Genomic DNA, 18,314 nt, shown 5'->3' on the forward strand with positions numbered 1-18,314 from the left:
GGGTTCCGCGGGCGATGGAGCGTCGGGCCGGGCTATAGCACCCGCCTTCCCGCGCTCGCAACGGCGGGGCCAAGCGCGTACCGGATCGGGAACGCGACCCCGGCGTCTCAGGCGATCGCGTGATGCGGCAGCACCGGCGATTCGATCAGGATCCCGGCCCGCGCCGGCCCGCGATCCGCCTGCCGGAACCCGACGAGCAGGATCTCGCAGGCCAGGGCCAGCATCAGCTTGTGCCGCAGGGGCATCCGGCGTGGGGCGGGCGTGGTCGCGCGGGGCGGCAGGGGCATGCGGTCGGCTTTCAGCGTCTTAACGGTTCTTTAACCCTGCTCTGGCCGATCCGGTCCCCGCAAGGCTATGACAACGTTTCTTTAGGGTTAACGGCGAGCCGGAGATCAGATTCATGTGGGAGACGGTGTTCTCGCCCTGTGCGCCGGGGCCGGTCGCCACCGAGGCGGCCCTCGACCGGGCAGAGGCGGAGCTCGGCTACGGCCTGCCCGAGAGCTATCGCACCTTCTGCCGGAGCCTCGGGGCAGGGCTCGCCAACGGCTATTTCCGGGTGGCGGTCCCGAGCGAGGCACCCGAGACGGACCTCGTCGCCCATTCCGAGCTGATCGCCCACAGCATCGCCTCCGTCCTCGGCGACCGTCCCGAGCATCGCTTCGAGGTCGAGGGCGACGATCCGACCGTCATCGAGCGGGCCGGCTTCTTCGGGCGCTCCGAGGCCGGCGAGTTCCTGTTCTGGGACGTGGTGCCGGGAGGCGACGAGTACGAGATCTGGGTCCTGGGCGCCGACCTCGAATCGGTGCGCTTCGGCGGGGCCGACCTCGTCGACCTGATGCGGCGGAGCCAGGGTGCGGCCGTGCGCGGCATCCTCGGCATGGGCGCCGAGCCCCTCCCCGCCAGCTTCGTCGGCGACGGCACCGAAGGTTCGACCGGCCTGCACTGATCCGCCAGGAGCCCCTTGCCGGCCGGGGCCGGATCGCGCAGGACGGGCGCCGGCACGGGAGAGCGACGAACATGGACGAGGCCGAGATGCGGGCCTTCGCGGAGGCGTCGCAGGGCGGTCCCCGCCTGATCGGGATCGATCTGGGCACCAAGACGATCGGGCTCGCCCTGTCGGATGTCGGGCGCCAGATCGCCTCGCCCCTGGAGACCATCCGGCGGGTGAAGTTCACCCCGGACGTCGCGCGCCTGCGGATGCTGTGCGAGACGCATGCCGTCGGCGGCCTCGTCATCGGCCTGCCGCTGAACATGGACGGCAGCGAGGGCCCACGGGTCCAGTCGACCCGCTCCTTCGTGCGCAACATGAAGCCGCTGCTGCCCCTGCCCGTCCTCTACTGCGACGAGCGCCTCTCCACCGCCGCCGTCACCCGCGCGCTCATCGCGGCGGATGCTTCGCGGGCCAAGCGCGGCGAGGTCGTCGACATGCTGGCCGCCGCCTACATCCTGCAGGGCTGCCTCGACCAGATGCGTCGCGCCCTGGGCGAGGAGGAGCACGACGACGACGCCTGATGCGGTGTCCGTGGCCTGGAGCGGGCGCCGCCGAACGCCGCCGTCCCGAAGGACTCGGGGGCACCCGTCTGACGGCCCTCACCCCACCAGGGACACCGATCCGCTGCCGTGGCGCTCGATGCGCCCGTCGAGCTCCAGCTCGAGCAGGGTGGTCTGGACGACGCGGACGCTGAGGCCGGCGGTGCGCGCCAGCTCGTCGGTCCCGATCGGGGTCGGGCTCAGATAGGCGATGAGACGGGCGCGGTCGTCGGTCGGCTCCGGTGGGGCGAAATCTTCGGCGGGGAGCGGCAGCACGATGCCGTCGACGTCGAGTTCGTCCCAGAAGATCGGCGCGTCGGCGAGGTCCGGCCGGTCGACGGCCAGGGCCTCGACGCTGCGCGCATCGGCGCCGCCCGCCAGCAGCGGGGCGATGACGTCGGTGACGTGGGTGGCGTCGGAGACCAGGGTCGCGCCCTGGCGGATCAGGTCGTTGGTGCCTTCCGCCCGCGGGTCCAGGGGAGAACCCGGCACGGCGAAGACCTCGCGGCCCTGCTCCAGGGCGAAGCGGGCGGTGATCAGCGAGCCCGAACGGCGGGCGGCCTCCACCACGACGGTGCCGTAGGCGAGGCCGGAGATGATGCGGTTGCGCCGGGGAAAGTCGCGGCCGCGCGGCTCCCATCCCATCGGCATCTCGGCCAGCACCGCCCCGCCCGCCTCCAGGATCGCCTCCACGAGGGCGGCATGGCTGGCCGGGTAGATCCGATCCTGTCCCCCCGCCAGCACCGCCACGGTGCCGGGCGCCAAGGCGGCCCGATGGGCGCGGGCATCGATGCCGCGCGCCAGACCCGAGACCACGACGAGACCGGCGTCGCCGAGCCCGCGGGCGAGGCGCTCGGTAAAGGCGAGGCCGGCGGCCGAGGCGTTGCGCGAGCCGACGATGGCGATGGCCGGGCGATTCAGGATCGCGGCCTCGCCCCGGATCGCAATCAGCGGCGGCGCCGAATCGGCGGCCTGCAGCAGCTTCGGGTAGTCCGCCTCCCCGAGGGCGACCAGGCGGGCGCCCAGGCGACCGGCCGCGTGGAGCTCGGCCTCGGCCTCGGCCCGGCTCGGCGGCGTGATGCGCCGGCCGCTGCGGCCGGTGAGGTTCGGCAGGGCGTCCAGCGCCGGGCCGGCGCCGCCGAAACGGTTGACCAGGGTGCGGAAGCTGCGCGGGCCGATGCCCTCGCTGCGGATCAGGCGCAGCCAGTCGAGACGCTGGGCATCGGTGAGCTGCATCGCCCTCCCCTCCCGGAGCGGGCGACGGGCCTCAGCCCTTCTGCCCGATGCGCCCCTCGGTCCCGTCAATCAGCCGACGGATGTTGGGCGCGTGCTTCCACCATAGCAGGATGGCGAGCAGGAGAAATAGGCCTGCAACCGCAGGCTGTCCCAGGGCCCACAGGACGAGGGGCGTCAGGCCCGAGGCCGCCAGGGCCGCGAGGGAGGAGTATTTCAGCGTGAAGGCGAGGCCGAGCCAGATGGCGGCGAAGGCCAGGAGGCCGAGGGGGCTCAGCGCCAGGAGGACGCCGAGGAAGGTCGCCACTCCCTTCCCGCCCTTGAATCCGAGCCAGACCGGGAACAGGTGCCCCAGGAAGGCGCCGAGGCCGGCGACGAGGGCCGCCTCCAGCCCGAAGCGGCCGGCGAGGAGCACTGCCAGCGTGCCTTTCAGGGCGTCGCCCAGCAGCGTCGCGGCCGCGAGACCCTTGCGCCCGGTGCGCAGCACGTTGGTGGCACCGATGTTGCCGGAGCCGATCGCCCGCACGTCGCCGAGCCCGGCATAGCGGGTCAGGATCAATCCGAACGGGATCGAGCCGAGAAGGTAGCCTCCCGCCAGCGCGGCCAGCAGCAGGGTCCAGGGCAGGGTATCCAGGGTGATCACGCGGCGGCCTCGGTCTCGGCGGGGGCGCGGAAGACGATGCGGCCCGCCACCATCGTCAGGATGGCGGCCCCCTGGAGGCGCGCCTCGTCGAAGGGTGAGTTCTTCGAGCGGGACTTCAGCGCGCGCTTGTCGATGACGTAGGGCAGGTCCGGATCGATCAGCACCAGGTCGGCGGGCGCGCCGACTGCGAGGCGTCCGGCCGGTCGTCCGAGGAGCGCCGCCGGGCTGGCGCTCAGGGCGGCCAGCAGGCGCGGCAGGGTGACGTCGCCGGTATGAACCAGTCGCAGGGCCGCGCCGAGCAGCGTCTCGATCCCCAGCGCCCCGTCCGCGGCCTCGGCGAAGGGCAGGCGCTTGGTCTCGACGTCCTGCGGGTTGTGGTCGGAGACGATGACGTCGATGACGCCCTCGTTGAGGCCGGCCACCAGGGCGAGGCGGTCGGTCTCGTGGCGCAGGGGCGGCGAGAGCCGGCAGAAGGTGCGGTAGTGCCCGATATCACCCTCGTTCAGGACCAGGTTGTTCACCGAGGCGCCGCAGGTGACCGGCAACCCGTCCGCCTTGGCCCGGCGCACGATCTCGATCGAATCGGCACAGGAGATCATCGCGGCGTGGTAGCGGGCGCCGGTGAGGCGCACGAGGCGGATGTCGCGCTCCAGCATCACCGTCTCGGCCTCGCGCGGGATGCCGAGGAGCCCGAGGCGGGAGGCCATCTCGCCCTCGTTCATCACGCCGTCGCCGACGAGGTCCGGCTCCTCCACGTGCTGCATCAGCAGGGCACCGAAGTCGCGGGCATAGGTCAGCGCGCGGCGCATGACCTGGGCATTGGTCACGGCCTTGAGGCCGTCGGTGAAGGCGACGGCACCGGCCTCCTGCAGCAGGCCGAACTCGGTCATTTCCTGACCGGCGAGGCCCTTGGTGATGGCGGCGGCCGGCAGGACGTGGACGCTGGCCGTGTCGCGGGCGCGGCGCAGCACGAAGTCGACGATGGCCGGCCCATCAATGACCGGATTGGTATCCGGCATGCAGACCAGGGTGGTGACGCCGCCGGCCGCCGCCGCCGCGCTGGCGCTGGCCAGGGTTTCCCGATGCTCGGCGCCGGGCTCGCCCACGAAGGCCCGCAGATCGATGAGGCCGGGGCTGAGGACGTGGCCTCCGCAATCGACGGTCTCGGCCTCGTCCGGCACCCCGGCGAGGGGCCCCCAGCCGACCTCCCGGATCAGGCCGTCGCGCACGAGGACGTGGCCGGGCGCCTGGCGGCCCGTGGCCGGGTCGCAGAGCGTCGCGTGGGTCAGGAGGATGGGGCGCATCGTCATGCCTCGCGGTTTCGACCGGGCGCGCCGTGGCGTCAAGCCGGATGCGATGGGCACGCTACTGCGGGACGCAGCGGCGTGCCCTGGCAGGGCTCAACTGCGTCGTCTCAGACCTCGTAGATCGGATCGTTGCCCGAAGCCTTGTTGAGCTTGAGGCCGTGGAGGCAATCCGCCTTCGCCACGTAGCTCTCGCTGCTCTTGGAAATCTCCTCGCCGTTCTTGGCGTAGTAGATCCAGTACCAATGCCCCCGAACGTCCTTCTTGATCTTGTAGCAGGGGTAAGACAACGCCGACATCGCTTCGCTCCTCGATTCACGGCGGCCAACGGGGACCTCCGATGCAAATCAAACTCTAGGTTTGATTTGCATCGATTTGTTAACCTGAGTGAAGTTTTTCAAGGCCTCTGGAACGGAAAAAGGCCCCGCCCTTTCGGGCGAGGCCTCAGACTCGCGGTCCGCAGAGGCTGGGGAGCCTTACGCCGCCAGCGAACGCAGGACGTAGGGCAGGATGCCGCCGTTGCGGAAGTACTCGAGCTCGTCGAGGGTATCGATGCGGCAGGTCAGCGGGACCTCCCGCTTCGTGCCGTCCGCGGAGATGATCTCGGCGATCATGGTCTGGCGCGGCTTCAGGTCGCCCGACAGGCCCCGGATCGAGACCGTCTCATCCCCCTTGAGGCCGAGCGAGGCCCAGGACATCTCGCCCTGGAAAACCAGGGGCACGATGCCCATACCGACGAGGTTCGAGCGGTGGATGCGCTCGAAGCTCTCGGCCACCACGGCGCGGATGCCCAGGAGCTTGGTGCCCTTGGCCGCCCAGTCGCGCGACGAGCCGGTGCCGTACTCCTTGCCGGCGAACACAACGAGCGGGGTTCCCTCGGCCTGATACTTCTGCGCGGCGTCGTAGATGAACATCCGCTCGCCCGAGGGCTGGAACAGCGTCCAGCCGCCCTCGACCACGGTGCCGGACGCGTCGCGGACCATCTGGTTCTTGATGCGGATGTTGGCGAAGGTGCCGCGCATCATGACTTCGTGGTTGCCGCGCCGGGTGCCGTACTGGTTGAAGTCCTGCACCCGGACCTGATGCTCCTGCAGGTAGGCGCCCGCCGGGGAGTTCGCCCGGATGTTGCCCGCCGGCGAGATGTGGTCGGTGGTGATCGAGTCGAGGAACAGGCCGAGGATGCGGGCGTCGACCACGTCCTCCACCGGCGCCGGGGTCTTCTGCATGCCGACGAAGTAGGGCGGGTTCTGCACGTAGGTGGAGGTCGAATCCCACTTGAAGGTCTCGGCCTCGGTGACCTCGACGGCCTTCCAGTAGTCGTCGCCGCCGAACACGTCGGCGTAGCGGGACTTGAACAGGGTCGAGGTGATGTTGGCCTCGATGAACGCCTGCACCTCGGCGCTCGAGGGCCAGATGTCCTTCAGGTAGACGGGCTGGCCGTCAGACCCGGTGCCCAGGGGCTCGGTGGTGATGTCGATCTGCATCGAGCCGGCCAGCGCGTAGGCGACGACCAGCGGCGGCGAGGCGAGGTAGTTCGCCCGCACGTCGGGGTTCACGCGGCCCTCGAAGTTGCGGTTGCCCGAGAGCACGGCGGCGGCGACGACGTCGTTGTCGTTGATGGCCTTCGAGATCGGGGCTGGCAGGGGGCCGCTGTTGCCGATGCAGGTGGTGCAGCCGAAGCCGACGAGGTTGAAGCCCAGGGCGTCGAGGGGCTTCTGCAGGCCGGCGCTCTCCAGGTACTCGGCCACCACCTGGGAGCCGGGCGCCAGCGAGGTCTTCACCCAGGGCTTGGAGCGCAGGCCCTTGGCGACGGCGTTGCGGGCCAGGAGGCCGGCGCCGATCATCACGCTCGGGTTCGAGGTGTTGGTGCAGCTCGTGATGGCGGCGATCACCACGTCGCCGTGGCCGATGTCGAAGTTCGCGCCCTCCACCGGGTAGCGCTTGGCGATGTCGGCGGCCTTCTTGAACTCGGTCTCCATCGACTGCGCGAAGCCGGGCTTGGCACCGTCGAGGAGCACCCGGTCCTGCGGACGCTTGGGGCCGGCGAGCGACGGGCGCACGTCGCCCATGTCGAGCTCGAGCGTGTCGGTGAAGACCGGGTCCGGCGTGGCCGCGTCGCGCCACATGCCCTGCGCCTTGGCGTAAGCCTCCACCAGGGCGATCCGGTCGTCGGCGCGGCCGGTGACCTTGAGGAAGTCGATGGTCTTCTGGTCGATGGGGAAGAAGCCGCAGGTGGCGCCGTATTCGGGGGCCATGTTGGAGATCGTGGCGCGGTCGGCCACCGCCATGTCGTCGAGGCCGGGGCCGTAGAACTCCACGAACTTGCCGACCACGCCTTTCTTGCGCAGCATCTGAGTCACGGTGAGCACGAGGTCGGTGGCCGTGGTGCCCTCGGGCAGCTTGCCCGACAGCTTGAAGCCGACGACCTCGGGGATCAGCATCGAGAGCGGCTGGCCGAGCATCGCGGCCTCGGCCTCGATGCCGCCGACGCCCCAGCCGAGGACCGCGAGCCCGTTGACCATGGTGGTGTGCGAATCGGTGCCGACGAGGCTGTCCGGATAGGCGAGCTCGGTGCCGTCTTCCGACTTCGTCCAGACCGTCTGCGACAGGAACTCGAGGTTCACCTGGTGGCAGATGCCGGTGCCGGGCGGCACGACGGAGAAGTTGTCGAAGGCCGACTGGCCCCACTTGAGGAAGGTGTAGCGCTCGCCGTTGCGCGAGTATTCCAGCGCGACGTTGTCGGCCAGCGCCTTCGGGGTGCCGAACTCGTCGACGATCACCGAGTGGTCGATCACGAGGTCGACCGGCACCAGCGGGTTGATCTTCTGCGGGTCGCCGCCCAGGGCCACCATGGCGTCGCGCATCGCGGCCAGGTCGACCACCGCGGGCACGCCGGTGAAGTCCTGCATCAGCACGCGGGAGGGGCGGAAGGCGATCTCGGTCTCGGTCTTCCCCTTGTTGCCGAGCCAGGCGACGGTGGCGGAGATGTCGTCCTTCTTGACCGAGCGCTCGTCCTCGAAGCGCAGCAGGTTCTCGAGCAGCACCTTCATCGAGAAGGGCAGCGCGGTGGCGTCGGCGAGGCCGGACTTCTCGGCATGGGGGATCGAGTAGTAGGTGTAGGACTTGTCTCCGACGGTGAGGGTCTGGCGAGACTGGAAGCTGTCGAGCGATGCCACGGCGTTATAATTCCTCGCGAGCGGTTGGTCGAACACGCGCAGGCATAACCTGCGCCACGAAAACACGTGTTCGGCTGGGAGCGCTATGAAGCGCGCGCCGCCCCGGGGGTGCCCGGATAGGGTGTTGCGCGAAGGGCGATTTGGACGCCCTGAAATCTCGCGCGGCGCAGCCTGCGCGCGTTATAGAACACTTCGAAACTGGCCGCTACCGGTGCCCTGACACCGGGTGAGATCTGTTCGGACGCGTCTTCGCCAAACGAGGCCCCCCTGCTGGGCTCCGGCAATCCGATGGAGACACCGATGCGCTCGCTGCGCCTGCCGCCCGAGATCGAAGACCGCCTGGAAGCGTTGGCCCGGCGCACGGGCCGGAGCTAGGACGATCACGCCGGGGACGCCATCCTCGAACACCTCGAACACCTGGAAAACCTGGAGGATCTTGAGGACGCCGAGATGCGCCTCGCGGCGGTCCGCAGCGGCGCGAGGGATGCCGTTCCCCTAGATGACCTGCTATTGCGCTCCGGTCTGCCGGGTTGAGTTCGAGCGTTCCGCGGAACGCGAACTCGCCCGTGCCGATCACGCGGCGGCCCAGCGCAGCCTGAGTTTTCTGCGCGACCGGGCTCGCCACTGGACGATCCGCGTGTCATTGGCGAAGCCCTGAAGGGCTCTCGGCTCGGCAACTTCTGGAAAGACCGGATCGGCGACGTTCGCGTGATCGCCGCGATCGAGGACGACGCCCTGCGCATCCTCGTGATCAAGATCGGCCACCGCCGCGACGTCTGCCGGTCGCCGGTTCGATGAGGCTCATGATTCAGGACACCCCGTGCGGCTGACCGCTCAAGACCTCGCCGTCCGCCGCTCCGGCCGCCGCATCTTCTCGGGCCTGTCCTTCGCCCTCGGGCCGGGGGAGGCGCTGATGGTCACCGGGCGGAACGGGGCCGGCAAGTCGACGCTGCTCGCGGTGCTGGCCGGCCGGCTCAAGCCCGAGGCCGGAACCGTCACGGCGAGCGAGGTCGGCGAGGCGACCCTGTCCGAGTGCCTGCACGTGGTCGGCCATCGCGACGGGCTGAAGAGCCCGCTGACGGCGGAAGAGAACCTCGCCTTCGCCCGCGACCTCCTCGGCGCACCGACCGCGAGCCCGCAGGCGGCCCTGGAGGAACTCGGCCTCGGCCACGCCCTGCGCCTCCCCGTGGCCTATCTCTCCGCCGGCCAGCGCCGGCGGGTCGCGCTGGCCCGCCTCCTGGTCTGCCGACGTCCGCTCTGGCTCCTCGACGAACCGACGGCCGCCCTCGATGCGGCCTCACAGGAGGTCCTGGCGGGAATGATGGCGCGGCACCGTGCGGCGGGCGGCCTCGTCATCGCAGCGACTCACCAGGCCCTCGGCCTCGTCGACGCCCGGGAATTGCGGATCGAGGCGCCCGCTGCATCGACGCAGGCCGCTCCGGTGGCCGCGGCCGACGAGGTCTGGTGGTGATGCGCGCCCTCAGGGCCCTCGTCGCCCGCGACCTCGCGCTCGCCGCCCGCGTCGGCGGTTCGGGGGCGCTCTCCCTCGTGTTCTTCCTGATGATCGTCGCCCTGGTGCCGTTCGCCCTCGGCCCGGACCTCAACCTGCTCTCGCGGATCGGCCCGGCCATCCTCTGGCTCGCCGCGGTGCTCTCGACCCTGATCGGCCTCGACCGCCTGTTCCAGGCAGACGAGGAGGACGGCTCCCTCGACCTGATGAGCGGCTCGCCGGCCCCGCTGGAGGGCGTCGTGCTCGCCAAGGTGCTGGCGCACTGGCTCACCACCGGCCTGCCGCTCGCCCTGGCCTCGCCCCTGTTCGGGCTCCTCGTCGCCCTCGACGGACGGGCCATGGCGGCGACCGCCCTCACCCTGCTGGTGGGCACCCCGGCCCTGACCTTCGTGGGTGCCGTGGGCGCCGCCCTCACCGCCTCGATCCGCCGGGGCGGACTCATCCTGGCGGTCGTGGTGCTGCCGCTGATGATCCCGACGCTGATCTTCGGCGTCTCGGCCAGCGAGTCGGCCCTCGGCGGCACCGTCCCGTTCACCACGCCGCTGGCCATCCTGTGCGCTCTCAGCCTGATCGCGGGCGTGATCGGAACGCTCGCCGCCGCCGCGGCCCTGCGCTGGTCGGAATAGGGCGTCAGGCGAGCGCCGCGCGCTCCCGCAGGCCGAGGGCGGGGCGATCCGGTGTCGGAACCTGAGGGTCCCGCCGGGAAGCTCGACCCTCCGGCTGCGCGGGGCGGGAGGGCCGCGTCCGGCCCGGGCGCTCGCCGATGCGCAGGGCGATGCCGATGAACAGCGCGATCATGCCGGCTTCCAGGAGCAGCAAGGGAAGCCAGGCGGCGTTCCAGGACAGGGCGGCGAGATCGAGCGCCTCGCTGGCGAGCATGGCCCCGATTGCGCCGGCGGTGAAGACCGGAAGGGAGCGGCGGCCGAGCCGGGTCAGCAGGTGGTCGCGCGGCACCTGGTGCAGCAGGCGGATCAGCGGGGCCCGCGGCAGGGCCATCACCAAGTAGGCCAGGGCGAGCACGTGCAGGACGCGCAGGGGCGACTGGTAGGTCTTGCTCGCGCCGAGCCAGAACGCGTCGTTGCGCGTCGCGGCCCAGTCGGCGGCCGCCGGCCAGAGACGGACGACAACCACCGCCAGCACGAGGTAAGCGACGAGATAGCCCAGGGCGAGGCCGGTCAGCCATCGCGGGCGCGGCAGGGCGACGCCGTTAACCAGGCCCTGTCCGATCGTGATCCCCACAGCGAAGATCAGGGTCCAGGGCAGGATCGTCAGGAAGAAGGGCGCGCCCGTGAGGCTGTTGCTCAGCACCAGGTGGAAGTGACCGGCCGCGATCCAGAGCAGCAGCGCCGGCGGCAGGGGCGCCCAGAACCGCCACCCGGCCAGGCGCAACAGGATCGGTGCGATCAGCATCAGGGCCACGTACAGGCGCAGGACGGACGAGTAGCCCACCGTCTGGCGAAGGGTGAGCGCGTGGCCCAGCAGGTTCGGGAAGCCGTGCTCCCGCAACAGGCCGGTTTCCTGCGCGTGCACGCCCGTCACGCCGCGAAGGGCCAGGATGGCTGCCAGGAGACCGAGCGTCGCGAAGACGATGACCAGTTCGAAGGCGTAGATCCGGGCCGCCCGCCGCCACAGGTGGGCGACGATGTCCGGCAGCCGGCGCCGCGAGGCCTGGCTCGCCGCCAGGGCGATGGAGATGCCGCTGAGCAGGACGAAGATGTCGGCGCTGTCGGAGAAGCCGAGCCGGGAGGGCGACACGACCGAGATGGCGCCGTCCTGGATGTGGTTTACGAAGATATTGATCAGGCACAGACCGCGGATGGCGTCGATCGTGGTCCTTCGCTGCGGCATGACTCACCCCGATGCGGCCTAAACGCACCCAGGTTAGGAACGAAAGCTTAAGGTTGCGTTGCAACCGGTGCGGGTAATTCCGGGGAACGGCTCGGCCCTGACCCGGGAAGCGGATCCGCGCGCCTCACGCCGGATCGGCGTCGATTCGCATCCGCAGGATGGCATAGGGCGGTGCCTGCAGATCCTTGCCACCGTTGTATTCCGGACGCCGGTTCACCTGGGCGGACGAGATGTGGAGCCAGCGATCCGGGGTGATCCAGAACGTGTCGGCCCAGATCAGGCGCGGATCGGAGGCGATGAGCGTGACGGTGCCGTCGGGGTCGCGCCGGCCGACCGCGTTGAACTCCTGCATGGCGAGGTAGACCCGGTCCTTCGAATCCGTGGTCAGGCCGCCGGTCATGCCCTTCTCGCCCAGATCCGTGACGCCGGCCGCCACGGCCGCGTCACTGGATTCGGGATCGAGGAGCGCGGCGGTCTCCACCGCGTAGAGGCGGCGCCCGATCAGCGGAGCGTAGTAGAGGCGTCGTCCGTCGGGACTGAGGGCGATGCCGTTGGCCCCACCCTGGACCGGGCGCGGCGGTCCCTCCCCCTTCCGCTGCACCACCGGACGGTCCTCGACGATCTTGAGGAGGCCTTTCTGCGACTTGGTGCTGGCATGACCGGCGAGGCGGCGCACCACCCGGCCGCTGGCGAGGTCGACGGCCAGGATGGCGCCCTCCCCGTCCTGGCCCTGGTCGGTGATGTAGGCGCGGGCGTAGCCGTCGCGGATATCCACCCGCAGGTCGTTGAGCGACGAGGTCGGGGTGATGCCGGCCTCCAGCGGGACCACCCGGCGGATGCGGTTCTCGGAGAGATCGATCTGCACCAGCTTCGCCCCGCCCTTCACCGGCGGTCCGGAGCCGTCCGGCAGGCCGGCATCGAGGCACCACAGGGTGTCGTCGCGGTCGAAGACGCCGTTGGGCACGTGGAACAGGCGGGCCTGCGGGTTCTCTGGGTCGGGCTGGTTCGTCGGCAGGTCCGGGTAGGGCCGGACCTCTCCGTCCGCCAGCACCTCACCCAGGGTGTAGGGCACCGTCGCGGTGAAGCGCGGCATCATCACGAAGCGCCGGCCGCCGGCCGAGATGGCGAGGCCGGTGGGGGTCGAGGGGGCGTTGGCGGTGAACGCAAGTTCGAGCCCGCCCGCCGCCCGGCGGGTGGCGACCTCCGGGGACGTCGCCGCCACGGCCTCTCCGGGGCGGGCGAGGGCGGCCGTCCCGGCGAAGCCGGCACCGGCAATGCCGGCAGCGAGGAGGTCACGGCGAGCGAGCGTCATGGTGGGATCCGGTACGAGCGAGGGGGAGGAAGATGGCAGGTCAGCCCCGGGCGGAGCCGCGCACCCTGAGGTCGATGGCGAGGACGTGGGCCCCCGCGCCGATGAAGAGGCGCCGGCCATCCGGGCCGCCGAAGGCGACGTTGGCGGCGTCGGTCGCGGTGGCGATGCGCCCCAGGAGCGTGCCGTCGGGCGCGTAGATCCGCACGCCGTCGAAGCAGGCGGCGTAGACCCGGCCATCGGCATCCACCGCGAGGCCGTCCGGCACGCCGGCCTCCACGGTGGCGAAGGGCTTCGGGGGGCCGAGCCTCCGGCCCTCCAGCACCGGGAAGGCCAGGATGGTGCGGGCGCCTTCCGGGTTCTTCAGGGAGGCGCTGGTGTCACTGACGTAGAGGCGGCGCCCGTCCGGGCTGAAGGCGATGCCGTTGGGCTGGCCCACGGCGTCGGTCATGCCCTCGACCCGGCCGGACGGATCGATCCGGTAGACCCGCCGCGCCGCTTGCGCCGGAATTGCCATCAGGCCCTCGTCCGGCATGGTGATGCCGAAGACGGGGTCCGTGAACCAGATCGCGCCGTCTGGAGCCAGGGCGGCGTCGTTGGGGGAATTCAGAGGCCGGCCCTCGAAGGCGTCGGCCAGCACCGTGAGGCTCCCGTCCGGCTCCCGCCGCACGACCCGGCGCCCGCGATGCTCACAGGTGACGAGTCGGCCCTCGGCGTCGAGGGTGTTGCCGTTGGCGTTGTTCGAGGGATCGCGAAACACGGCGGCGCCGCCGTCGTCGGCGATCCGGATCATCCGGTTGGCGCGGACGTCGCTGACGATCAGGCCGCCGAGGCCGGGGGCGTAGCACAGGCCCTCGCACCAGCGTCCGCCCGCATAGAGCGTGCGCAGCGCCGCGCCGGGATCGAGCACGTCGCGCAGCCGCGGATCGTCGACCCGGACGATGGGGGCCGCTGCGGCCGGCCAGGCGCGCAGGGCGAGGACCGCTCCCGCGCCGCCGAGCAGCGCGCGTCGTCGTATCGTCGGCATCGATCCTCGAGGGCTGCGGGTGCGATGAGGGCGCCGCCCCGTCGGCGGGGCGGCGCGGGACGGGTCAGCGCGCGGCCGGCGCGGGGGCGGTCGAACCGGTGGCGTCCGCTGTCCCCGGCTTGAAGCTCCACAGCTCCGTCGGCAGGGCCGCCGGGGCGTCGGGCTTGTAGAAGGCCGAGTCCTGGATGTGCGAGGTGGTGACGTAGAGCGTCCCGTCCGGCCCTTCCGCGAAGGTGTCGGGCCAGCGCAGGCGCTTGTCCTGCACCACGGTGCTCAGGCTGTTCCCCTTCGCCGAGAGGTCGCGCACCTTGATCGAATCGTCCTGCGGCGAGGTCACGTACATCCGCCCGTCCTTGCGGGCGATGATCAGGCCGTCGGCCGGCCCGTTCTCGCCCACGGTCTCGATGCGGCCCGACACGCTCTTGTCGGCCAGCGCGGTCGGCATCAGCGCGCTGGTGATGCTCCCCGCGAGGGTCTCGGTGGGCAGGCTGTAGAGCGTCTTGCCCTTGATCGCCTGCCAGTACAGCGTCTTGCCGTCGGGGGAGAGGGCGATGCCGTCGGCGGCGAACTCGACGCCGCGTCCGTCCGGCCGGCGCAGGGGCTTGCCGTCATAGGTCACCGTCACGCTCTTGTCGGGCTGCGTCGTCGGATCGCCGTCGAGCACCCGGTGGGCCCGGCCGCTATCGAGGTCGACCACCACCAGGGCCCCCTTGGCGCCGGAATCCGTCAGGTAGGCGGTCTTGCCGTCGGGGGCGAAGCGCACGTCGTTGAGGTAGGAGCCCTGCGGCGCGACGGTCTCGTCGAAGGCGATGGTGCGCGCCGGCTGGTTGGTCTTCAGGTCAATCTCGACGAGCTTGGGACCGCCGGGCACGAGGGCCGCCATGGCGGGCGCGGCCGGATCCAGCACCCAGAGGTTGCCGTTCGGGCCCGCCACGACGCTCTGCACGCAGACCCAGTGATCCTTGGCCGTGACTTCGTCCTTGCGGGCGTTGCGCCAGGAGTTCCAGGCCGCATCGGGGAACGGCACCAGCTTGCCGTCCTTCAGCTCGGCGACCGACACCTCGGTGTCCTCGGTCCAGCGGGGGAAGTTCACGAAGATCCGCCCGTCCTTGGACACGGTGACGCCCGTCACCTGGTGGTCGAAGCTCGCCACCTTCGTGAGCGATGCCGTCGGCGCGGCGGCGCTGCCCTGTGCCAGGACGGTGCCGGGCACGAGGACGGCTCCCGGGAGGAGGACGGCGCCCAGGAGGGCCGCGGCGAGCGTCCGGCTCGGCCGCCGAGGGCGGGCCGACCGGCGCGGAGGCGCGGCGAAGAACGGATGGTCGGACTGATGGTGCGTCATCGGAACCCTGGAAAATGGAATCCCTGGCATCGGACCCCTTGGCATCGCGACGATCGAACCGCGCGGTGTGCGAACCGTGCGGTGCGATCATGACGGCCTAACGCATGAAGCGTCGGCCAAGGTTCATCCGCCCCGCGAGTTGTGAACGGCCGCCGCCGGCGGCGCGACCCATCGGAGGCGTCGGATCGCGCGGTCTGCGCGCTTTGAGCGAATTTGGCTCTCGTCCCGATACAAGAGCGCTCAGCGCGATTTCACGAACTCTTTTTTACGAAGACGTTTCAGGTTCTTTGGCCGTTAAAGACAAATTCATGGATTGTAACTAAATTTACTCACATCAGGCTGTGACTGGAATAGTCGCATATCAGAAAACGTATCCGGGAAAGAAACTAACGATGTTGGGGTCCGGTCTTCGTGCAACGCTCGAGGCGCTCGATCGATCGCAAGGTCGCATCGAATTCGCGATGGATGGAACTGTCCAGAGCGCGAACCAGATCTTTCTCGACCTCCTCGGATATACCTTCGACGAAGTCCGTGGCCGGCCGCACAGCTTGTTCGTGCCTCCCGAAGAGCGGGACACGGCAGCCTACCGGGCATTCTGGGACAGCCTGCGCCGGGGCGAGCATCAGGCCCGTGATTTCTGCCGGATCGGCAAGGACGGCGGCCGGATCTGGATCCGGGCGAGCTACAACCCGATCCTCGATCGGCGCGGCAAGCCGATGAAGGTGGTGAAATTCGCCACGGACATCACCGAGCAGGTCACGCGCAACGCCGCGTTCGAGGGCCAGATCACGGCGATCAACCGGTCGCAGGCGGTGATCCACTTCACGCCGGACGGTCTCGTCACCGACGCCAACCCAATCTTCCTCGAGACCCTCGGCTACCGCCTCGACGAGATCAAGGGCCGGCACCACAGCCAGTTCGTGGCGCCGGCGGACCGGGCGACGCCGGCCTACGCCGCCTTCTGGACCGCGCTGGCGGGCGGCGCCTACCAGGCCGGCGAGTTCCGCCGCTTGGCGAAGGGCGGCCGCGAGGTGTGGATCTACGGCGCCTACAATCCGGTGTTCGGACCCGACGGCCGGGTGGTCTCCGTGGTGAAGTTCGCCAGCGACGTCACCGCCCAGGTCGCCGACCGGCTGCGCCGCCACCAGGGCCAGCAGGCGATCGACAAGGATCTCGGGATCATCACCGGCTCGATCTCCGACGTCAGCCATCAGGCCACCCTCACGGCGGAGGCGGCGGCCCAGACCTCCGGCAACGTCCACGCGGTGGCGGCGGGCGCCGAGGAGTTCTCGGCCTCCATCGAGGAACTGAGCCGCCACGCGTCCGAGGCGAGGACCGCGTCCGAGGAGGCGGTGGTGCGGGCCCAGGAGGCCTCCGGCATCATCGCCGGGCTGACCTCCGCCGCCGACAAGATCGGCGAGGTGGTCTCGGTCATCCGCACGATCGCCGACCAGACCAACCTGCTGGCGCTCAACGCCACCATCGAGGCGGCCCGGGCCGGCGAGGCGGGGCGCGGCTTCGCCGTGGTCGCGGCCGAGGTGAAGGCCCTGGCCAACCAGTCGTCCCGGGCCACCGAAGAGATCGGCACGCAGATCGCGGCGGTGCAGGGCTCCACCAACCAGGCCGTCACAGCGATCGAGGCCATCGCGCGGACGATCGGCCATCTCAGCGAGATCTCGGTGAGCGTCTCCTCGGCCGTGACCGAGCAGGCCGCGGTGACCCGCGACATGACGGTCAACATGCAGAACGCCGCCCGCAGCGTCGAGGTCGTGCGTCAGAACATGGACGGGATCGCCGCCGCCGCGATCGACGTCGACGCCTCGGTGCGCAAGGCCGGCGCCGCGGCCCGCGCCCTCGCCTGAGGGGCGGGCGCGGCCAAGTCTCGAAAGGCCAAGGCGGGCGAGGCCAAGTCGGGCGAGGCCAAGGCGCGAAAGGCCAAGGCGCGAAAGGCCAAGGCGCGCCGGATCAGTCCGGGCGCGGGCCGGCCCCGGGCTGCATCACCGTAGGCTCGGAGCCCGAGCCGCGCACCCGGCCGCGCAGGGACGGAGGCGCGCCCGGCCGTCCGGGTTCGCGCCGATCGAGGCCGGGCACGACGCGCTCGGTGAGGTCCACGCAGCGGCCGACCAACCACGTCATCCAGTTCATCGCGAAGCTCCCAGCCTGACCTCCCTCCTAGATCGGGTGTCGCGCCGCCAAAGCGAGGGGGCGAGCGGGAATTATCCACGCCGTCTCCGAACCCGCGCGGGGTCCGGCCCGCCGCCCCTCAGTCGAGGTCCTGCAGGTGGCGGGCGGCGATGACGGACGCGGCCGTGCGGTTCTCGACGCCGAGCTTCTCGTAGATGCCTTCCAGGTGCTTCGTCACCGTGCGGGGGCTGAGGCCCAGGATCTCGCCGATGTCGCGGCTCGACTTGCCCCGCGAGAGCCAGAGCAGCACCTCCGCCTCCCGCCCGGTGACCCGCAGGCGCAGGCGCAGGCGTTCGAGTCCCGCCTCGGTGCCGTCGCGCGACAGGCGCAGCAGGATCTCGTCGCCGGTGCCGCCGATGAAGCTGAAGGTATAGGCGGTGCCCGCGCGATCGCCGAGGGTCAGGGCCGGCGCGCCCGTGCCGGCGAGGCAGCCCCGGAGCCAGGCGGCGCCCTGCGGCGGCAGGCTCAAGGGGGCACCGGGTTCGGTGAAGCCGCCGAGCAGGCGGGCGGCCTGGGGCGTGCCCCACAGGACCGTGCCGTCGCGGTCCACCGCGAACAGGGTCCGGCCGGTGGTGTCCAGGGCGGCTCGGGCGCTCTGTGCCGCGCGGGCGCTCGCGAGATGGACCCGGATGCGGGCCAGGATCTCGTCCGGCGCGATGGGCTTGGTGACGTAGTCGACACCCCCCGCCTCCAGGCCCTTCACGATGTGCTCGGTCTCCGAAAGCCCGGTCATGAAGATGACGGGGACGTGGGCGAGGTGCCCCTTCGCCTTGAGGCGGCGGCAGGTCTCGAACCCGTCCATGCCCGGCATCACCGCGTCGAGCAGGATCACGTCCGGGGTGATCTCGTCGACCAGGGCCAGGGCGAGGTCGCCCGCCACCGCCACCAGCACGGTGGCGCCCGAGCGCTCGATCGCCTCGGTGAGGAAGCTCAGGGTCTCGGGGGAATCGTCGACCACCAGGACGGTATCGCGCTGCGCCTCAGCCATCGGCGGGCTCCAGCAAACCCTCGATCACCGCTCGGGCGCGGCGCAGGTCGAGGGCGGCGGTGAGCCCCCGCATCTGCCCGATGAAGGCGGTCGGTGCCGCGGGTCCGCCTTCCATCTCGGCGAGCTTCGCCTCGATGCCGCGGACGTGGCCGATGCGCACGAGGCGCAGGAGGTCGGCGAGGTGCTCCGGGCGGGGGGGCGGCGCGGCGGCCTCGGGCGG

General features: G+C 70.9%; 19 protein-coding genes. 5 read left to right on the top strand and 14 right to left on the bottom strand.

The genetic code is table 11. The features are described 5' to 3' along the window. Nucleotides 1-107: 107 nt before the first annotated feature. Complete coding sequence (locus AC0IY1_RS20230) at nt 108-287, bottom strand: hypothetical protein (protein WP_055949794.1); 180 nt, start codon at nt 285-287, stop codon at nt 108-110. Nucleotides 288-400: 113 nt separating this feature from the next. Between AC0IY1_RS20230 and AC0IY1_RS20235 the strand changes: the two genes are divergently transcribed. Together AC0IY1_RS20235 and ruvX are read left to right on the top strand one after the other, a co-directional pair. After that, on the top strand, nt 401-946 hold the full coding sequence (locus AC0IY1_RS20235) for an SMI1/KNR4 family protein (RefSeq protein ID WP_471771859.1): 546 nt from the start codon (nt 401-403) through the stop codon (nt 944-946). A gap of 71 nt (nt 947-1,017) precedes the next feature. Further along, nucleotides 1,018-1,512 (top strand): Holliday junction resolvase RuvX, encoded by a 495-nt coding sequence (gene ruvX / locus AC0IY1_RS20240; protein ID WP_471771861.1) that lies wholly within the window; start codon nt 1,018-1,020, stop codon nt 1,510-1,512. A gap of 78 nt (nt 1,513-1,590) precedes the next feature. Here ruvX and dprA read toward each other — a convergent pair whose 3' ends face one another. The 6 genes from dprA to AC0IY1_RS20270 form a co-directional block, all read right to left on the bottom strand. Continuing rightward, nucleotides 1,591-2,766, bottom strand: coding sequence for a DNA-processing protein DprA (dprA, locus tag AC0IY1_RS20245; protein WP_471771863.1), 1,176 nt, complete (start codon nt 2,764-2,766; stop codon nt 1,591-1,593). Nucleotides 2,767-2,797: 31 nt separating this feature from the next. Next, entirely contained in the window at nt 2,798-3,406 is a 609-nt protein-coding gene (gene plsY / locus AC0IY1_RS20250; protein WP_471771865.1) for a glycerol-3-phosphate 1-O-acyltransferase PlsY, read from the bottom strand. Then, nucleotides 3,403-4,710: a dihydroorotase gene (locus tag AC0IY1_RS20255; protein ID WP_471771898.1), complete on the bottom strand. Its 1,308-nt coding sequence runs from the start codon at nt 4,708-4,710 to the stop codon at nt 3,403-3,405. Before AC0IY1_RS20255 ends, plsY begins: the two co-directional genes overlap by 4 nt. 110 nt (nt 4,711-4,820) lie before the next feature. Beyond that, nucleotides 4,821-5,009, bottom strand: coding sequence for a YegP family protein (locus AC0IY1_RS20260; RefSeq protein WP_055949781.1), 189 nt, complete (start codon nt 5,007-5,009; stop codon nt 4,821-4,823). A 177-nt stretch (nt 5,010-5,186) separates the two neighbouring features. Continuing rightward, entirely contained in the window at nt 5,187-7,886 is a 2,700-nt protein-coding gene (gene acnA / locus AC0IY1_RS20265) for an aconitate hydratase AcnA (protein WP_471771867.1), read from the bottom strand. Nucleotides 7,887-8,459: 573 nt separating this feature from the next. Next, the gene (locus tag AC0IY1_RS20270) at nt 8,460-8,651 is read right to left on the bottom strand and encodes a hypothetical protein (protein WP_471771870.1); all 192 of its coding nucleotides are present in this window, start codon (nt 8,649-8,651) and stop codon (nt 8,460-8,462) included. A 55-nt stretch (nt 8,652-8,706) separates the two neighbouring features. Between AC0IY1_RS20270 and ccmA the strand changes: the two genes are divergently transcribed. Both ccmA and ccmB read left to right on the top strand, forming a co-directional pair. After that, nucleotides 8,707-9,357 carry a heme ABC exporter ATP-binding protein CcmA gene (gene ccmA, locus AC0IY1_RS20275; protein WP_471771871.1) on the top strand — a complete coding sequence of 217 codons (651 nt, stop codon included), beginning with the start codon at nt 8,707-8,709 and terminating at the stop codon, nt 9,355-9,357. Next, nucleotides 9,357-10,022: a heme exporter protein CcmB gene (ccmB, locus tag AC0IY1_RS20280; protein WP_181017307.1), complete on the top strand. Its 666-nt coding sequence runs from the start codon at nt 9,357-9,359 to the stop codon at nt 10,020-10,022. Before ccmA ends, ccmB begins: the two co-directional genes overlap by 1 nt. A gap of 4 nt (nt 10,023-10,026) precedes the next feature. Here ccmB and opgC read toward each other — a convergent pair whose 3' ends face one another. From opgC to AC0IY1_RS20300, 4 genes are all read right to left on the bottom strand, one after another. Next, nucleotides 10,027-11,244, bottom strand: a complete 1,218-nt coding sequence (gene opgC, locus AC0IY1_RS20285) for an OpgC domain-containing protein (RefSeq protein ID WP_471771873.1) — start codon at nt 11,242-11,244, stop codon at nt 10,027-10,029. A 124-nt stretch (nt 11,245-11,368) separates the two neighbouring features. Then, a complete protein-coding gene (locus tag AC0IY1_RS20290; RefSeq protein WP_471771875.1) occupies nt 11,369-12,556 on the bottom strand; it encodes an SMP-30/gluconolactonase/LRE family protein in 1,188 nt (395 codons plus the stop codon). A 40-nt stretch (nt 12,557-12,596) separates the two neighbouring features. Continuing rightward, nucleotides 12,597-13,580 (bottom strand): SMP-30/gluconolactonase/LRE family protein, encoded by a 984-nt coding sequence (locus tag AC0IY1_RS20295; protein ID WP_471771877.1) that lies wholly within the window; start codon nt 13,578-13,580, stop codon nt 12,597-12,599. Between the two features lie 64 nt (nt 13,581-13,644). Next, nucleotides 13,645-14,922 carry an SMP-30/gluconolactonase/LRE family protein gene (locus AC0IY1_RS20300; RefSeq protein WP_471771878.1) on the bottom strand — a complete coding sequence of 426 codons (1,278 nt, stop codon included), beginning with the start codon at nt 14,920-14,922 and terminating at the stop codon, nt 13,645-13,647. A gap of 392 nt (nt 14,923-15,314) precedes the next feature. Between AC0IY1_RS20300 and AC0IY1_RS20305 the strand changes: the two genes are divergently transcribed. Further along, nucleotides 15,315-16,784: a methyl-accepting chemotaxis protein gene (locus AC0IY1_RS20305; RefSeq protein WP_471771880.1), complete on the top strand. Its 1,470-nt coding sequence runs from the start codon at nt 15,315-15,317 to the stop codon at nt 16,782-16,784. A gap of 103 nt (nt 16,785-16,887) precedes the next feature. Here the strand turns inward: AC0IY1_RS20305 and AC0IY1_RS20310 are convergent, their stop codons facing one another. The 3 genes from AC0IY1_RS20310 to AC0IY1_RS20320 all read right to left on the bottom strand — a co-directional run. Further along, complete coding sequence (locus AC0IY1_RS20310) at nt 16,888-17,067, bottom strand: hypothetical protein (RefSeq protein ID WP_471771882.1); 180 nt, start codon at nt 17,065-17,067, stop codon at nt 16,888-16,890. A 118-nt stretch (nt 17,068-17,185) separates the two neighbouring features. After that, complete coding sequence (locus tag AC0IY1_RS20315; RefSeq protein WP_103709587.1) at nt 17,186-18,094, bottom strand: response regulator transcription factor; 909 nt, start codon at nt 18,092-18,094, stop codon at nt 17,186-17,188. Beyond that, on the bottom strand, nt 18,087-18,314 hold a 228-nt coding region (locus AC0IY1_RS20320), incomplete at its 5' end, for a hypothetical protein (RefSeq protein ID WP_471771884.1). The genes AC0IY1_RS20320 and AC0IY1_RS20315, both read right to left, overlap by 8 nt.

It is taken from the genome of Methylobacterium sp. AC690, assembly GCF_979256535.1.

Excerpts from the sequence above, each read along its gene's own strand:
- AC0IY1_RS20230 (WP_055949794.1), bottom strand. The coding sequence starts at position 287 with ATGCCCCTGCCGCCCCGCGCGACCACGCCCGCCCCACGCCGGATGCCC.
- AC0IY1_RS20235 (WP_471771859.1), top strand. The coding sequence starts at position 401 with ATGTGGGAGACGGTGTTCTCGCCCTGTGCGCCGGGGCCGGTCGCCACC.
- ruvX (WP_471771861.1), top strand. The coding sequence starts at position 1,018 with ATGGACGAGGCCGAGATGCGGGCCTTCGCGGAGGCGTCGCAGGGCGGT.
- dprA (WP_471771863.1), bottom strand. The coding sequence starts at position 2,766 with ATGCAGCTCACCGATGCCCAGCGTCTCGACTGGCTGCGCCTGATCCGC.
- AC0IY1_RS20255 (WP_471771898.1), bottom strand. The coding sequence starts at position 4,710 with ATGCGCCCCATCCTCCTGACCCACGCGACGCTCTGCGACCCGGCCACG.
- AC0IY1_RS20260 (WP_055949781.1), bottom strand. The coding sequence starts at position 5,009 with ATGTCGGCGTTGTCTTACCCCTGCTACAAGATCAAGAAGGACGTTCGG.
- ccmB (WP_181017307.1), top strand. The coding sequence starts at position 9,357 with ATGCGCGCCCTCAGGGCCCTCGTCGCCCGCGACCTCGCGCTCGCCGCC.
- opgC (WP_471771873.1), bottom strand. The coding sequence starts at position 11,244 with ATGCCGCAGCGAAGGACCACGATCGACGCCATCCGCGGTCTGTGCCTG.
- AC0IY1_RS20290 (WP_471771875.1), bottom strand. The coding sequence starts at position 12,556 with ATGACGCTCGCTCGCCGTGACCTCCTCGCTGCCGGCATTGCCGGTGCC.
- AC0IY1_RS20295 (WP_471771877.1), bottom strand. The coding sequence starts at position 13,580 with ATGCCGACGATACGACGACGCGCGCTGCTCGGCGGCGCGGGAGCGGTC.
- AC0IY1_RS20300 (WP_471771878.1), bottom strand. The coding sequence starts at position 14,922 with ATGACGCACCATCAGTCCGACCATCCGTTCTTCGCCGCGCCTCCGCGC.
- AC0IY1_RS20305 (WP_471771880.1), top strand. The coding sequence starts at position 15,315 with ATGTTGGGGTCCGGTCTTCGTGCAACGCTCGAGGCGCTCGATCGATCG.
- AC0IY1_RS20310 (WP_471771882.1), bottom strand. The coding sequence starts at position 17,067 with ATGAACTGGATGACGTGGTTGGTCGGCCGCTGCGTGGACCTCACCGAG.
- AC0IY1_RS20315 (WP_103709587.1), bottom strand. The coding sequence starts at position 18,094 with ATGGCTGAGGCGCAGCGCGATACCGTCCTGGTGGTCGACGATTCCCCC.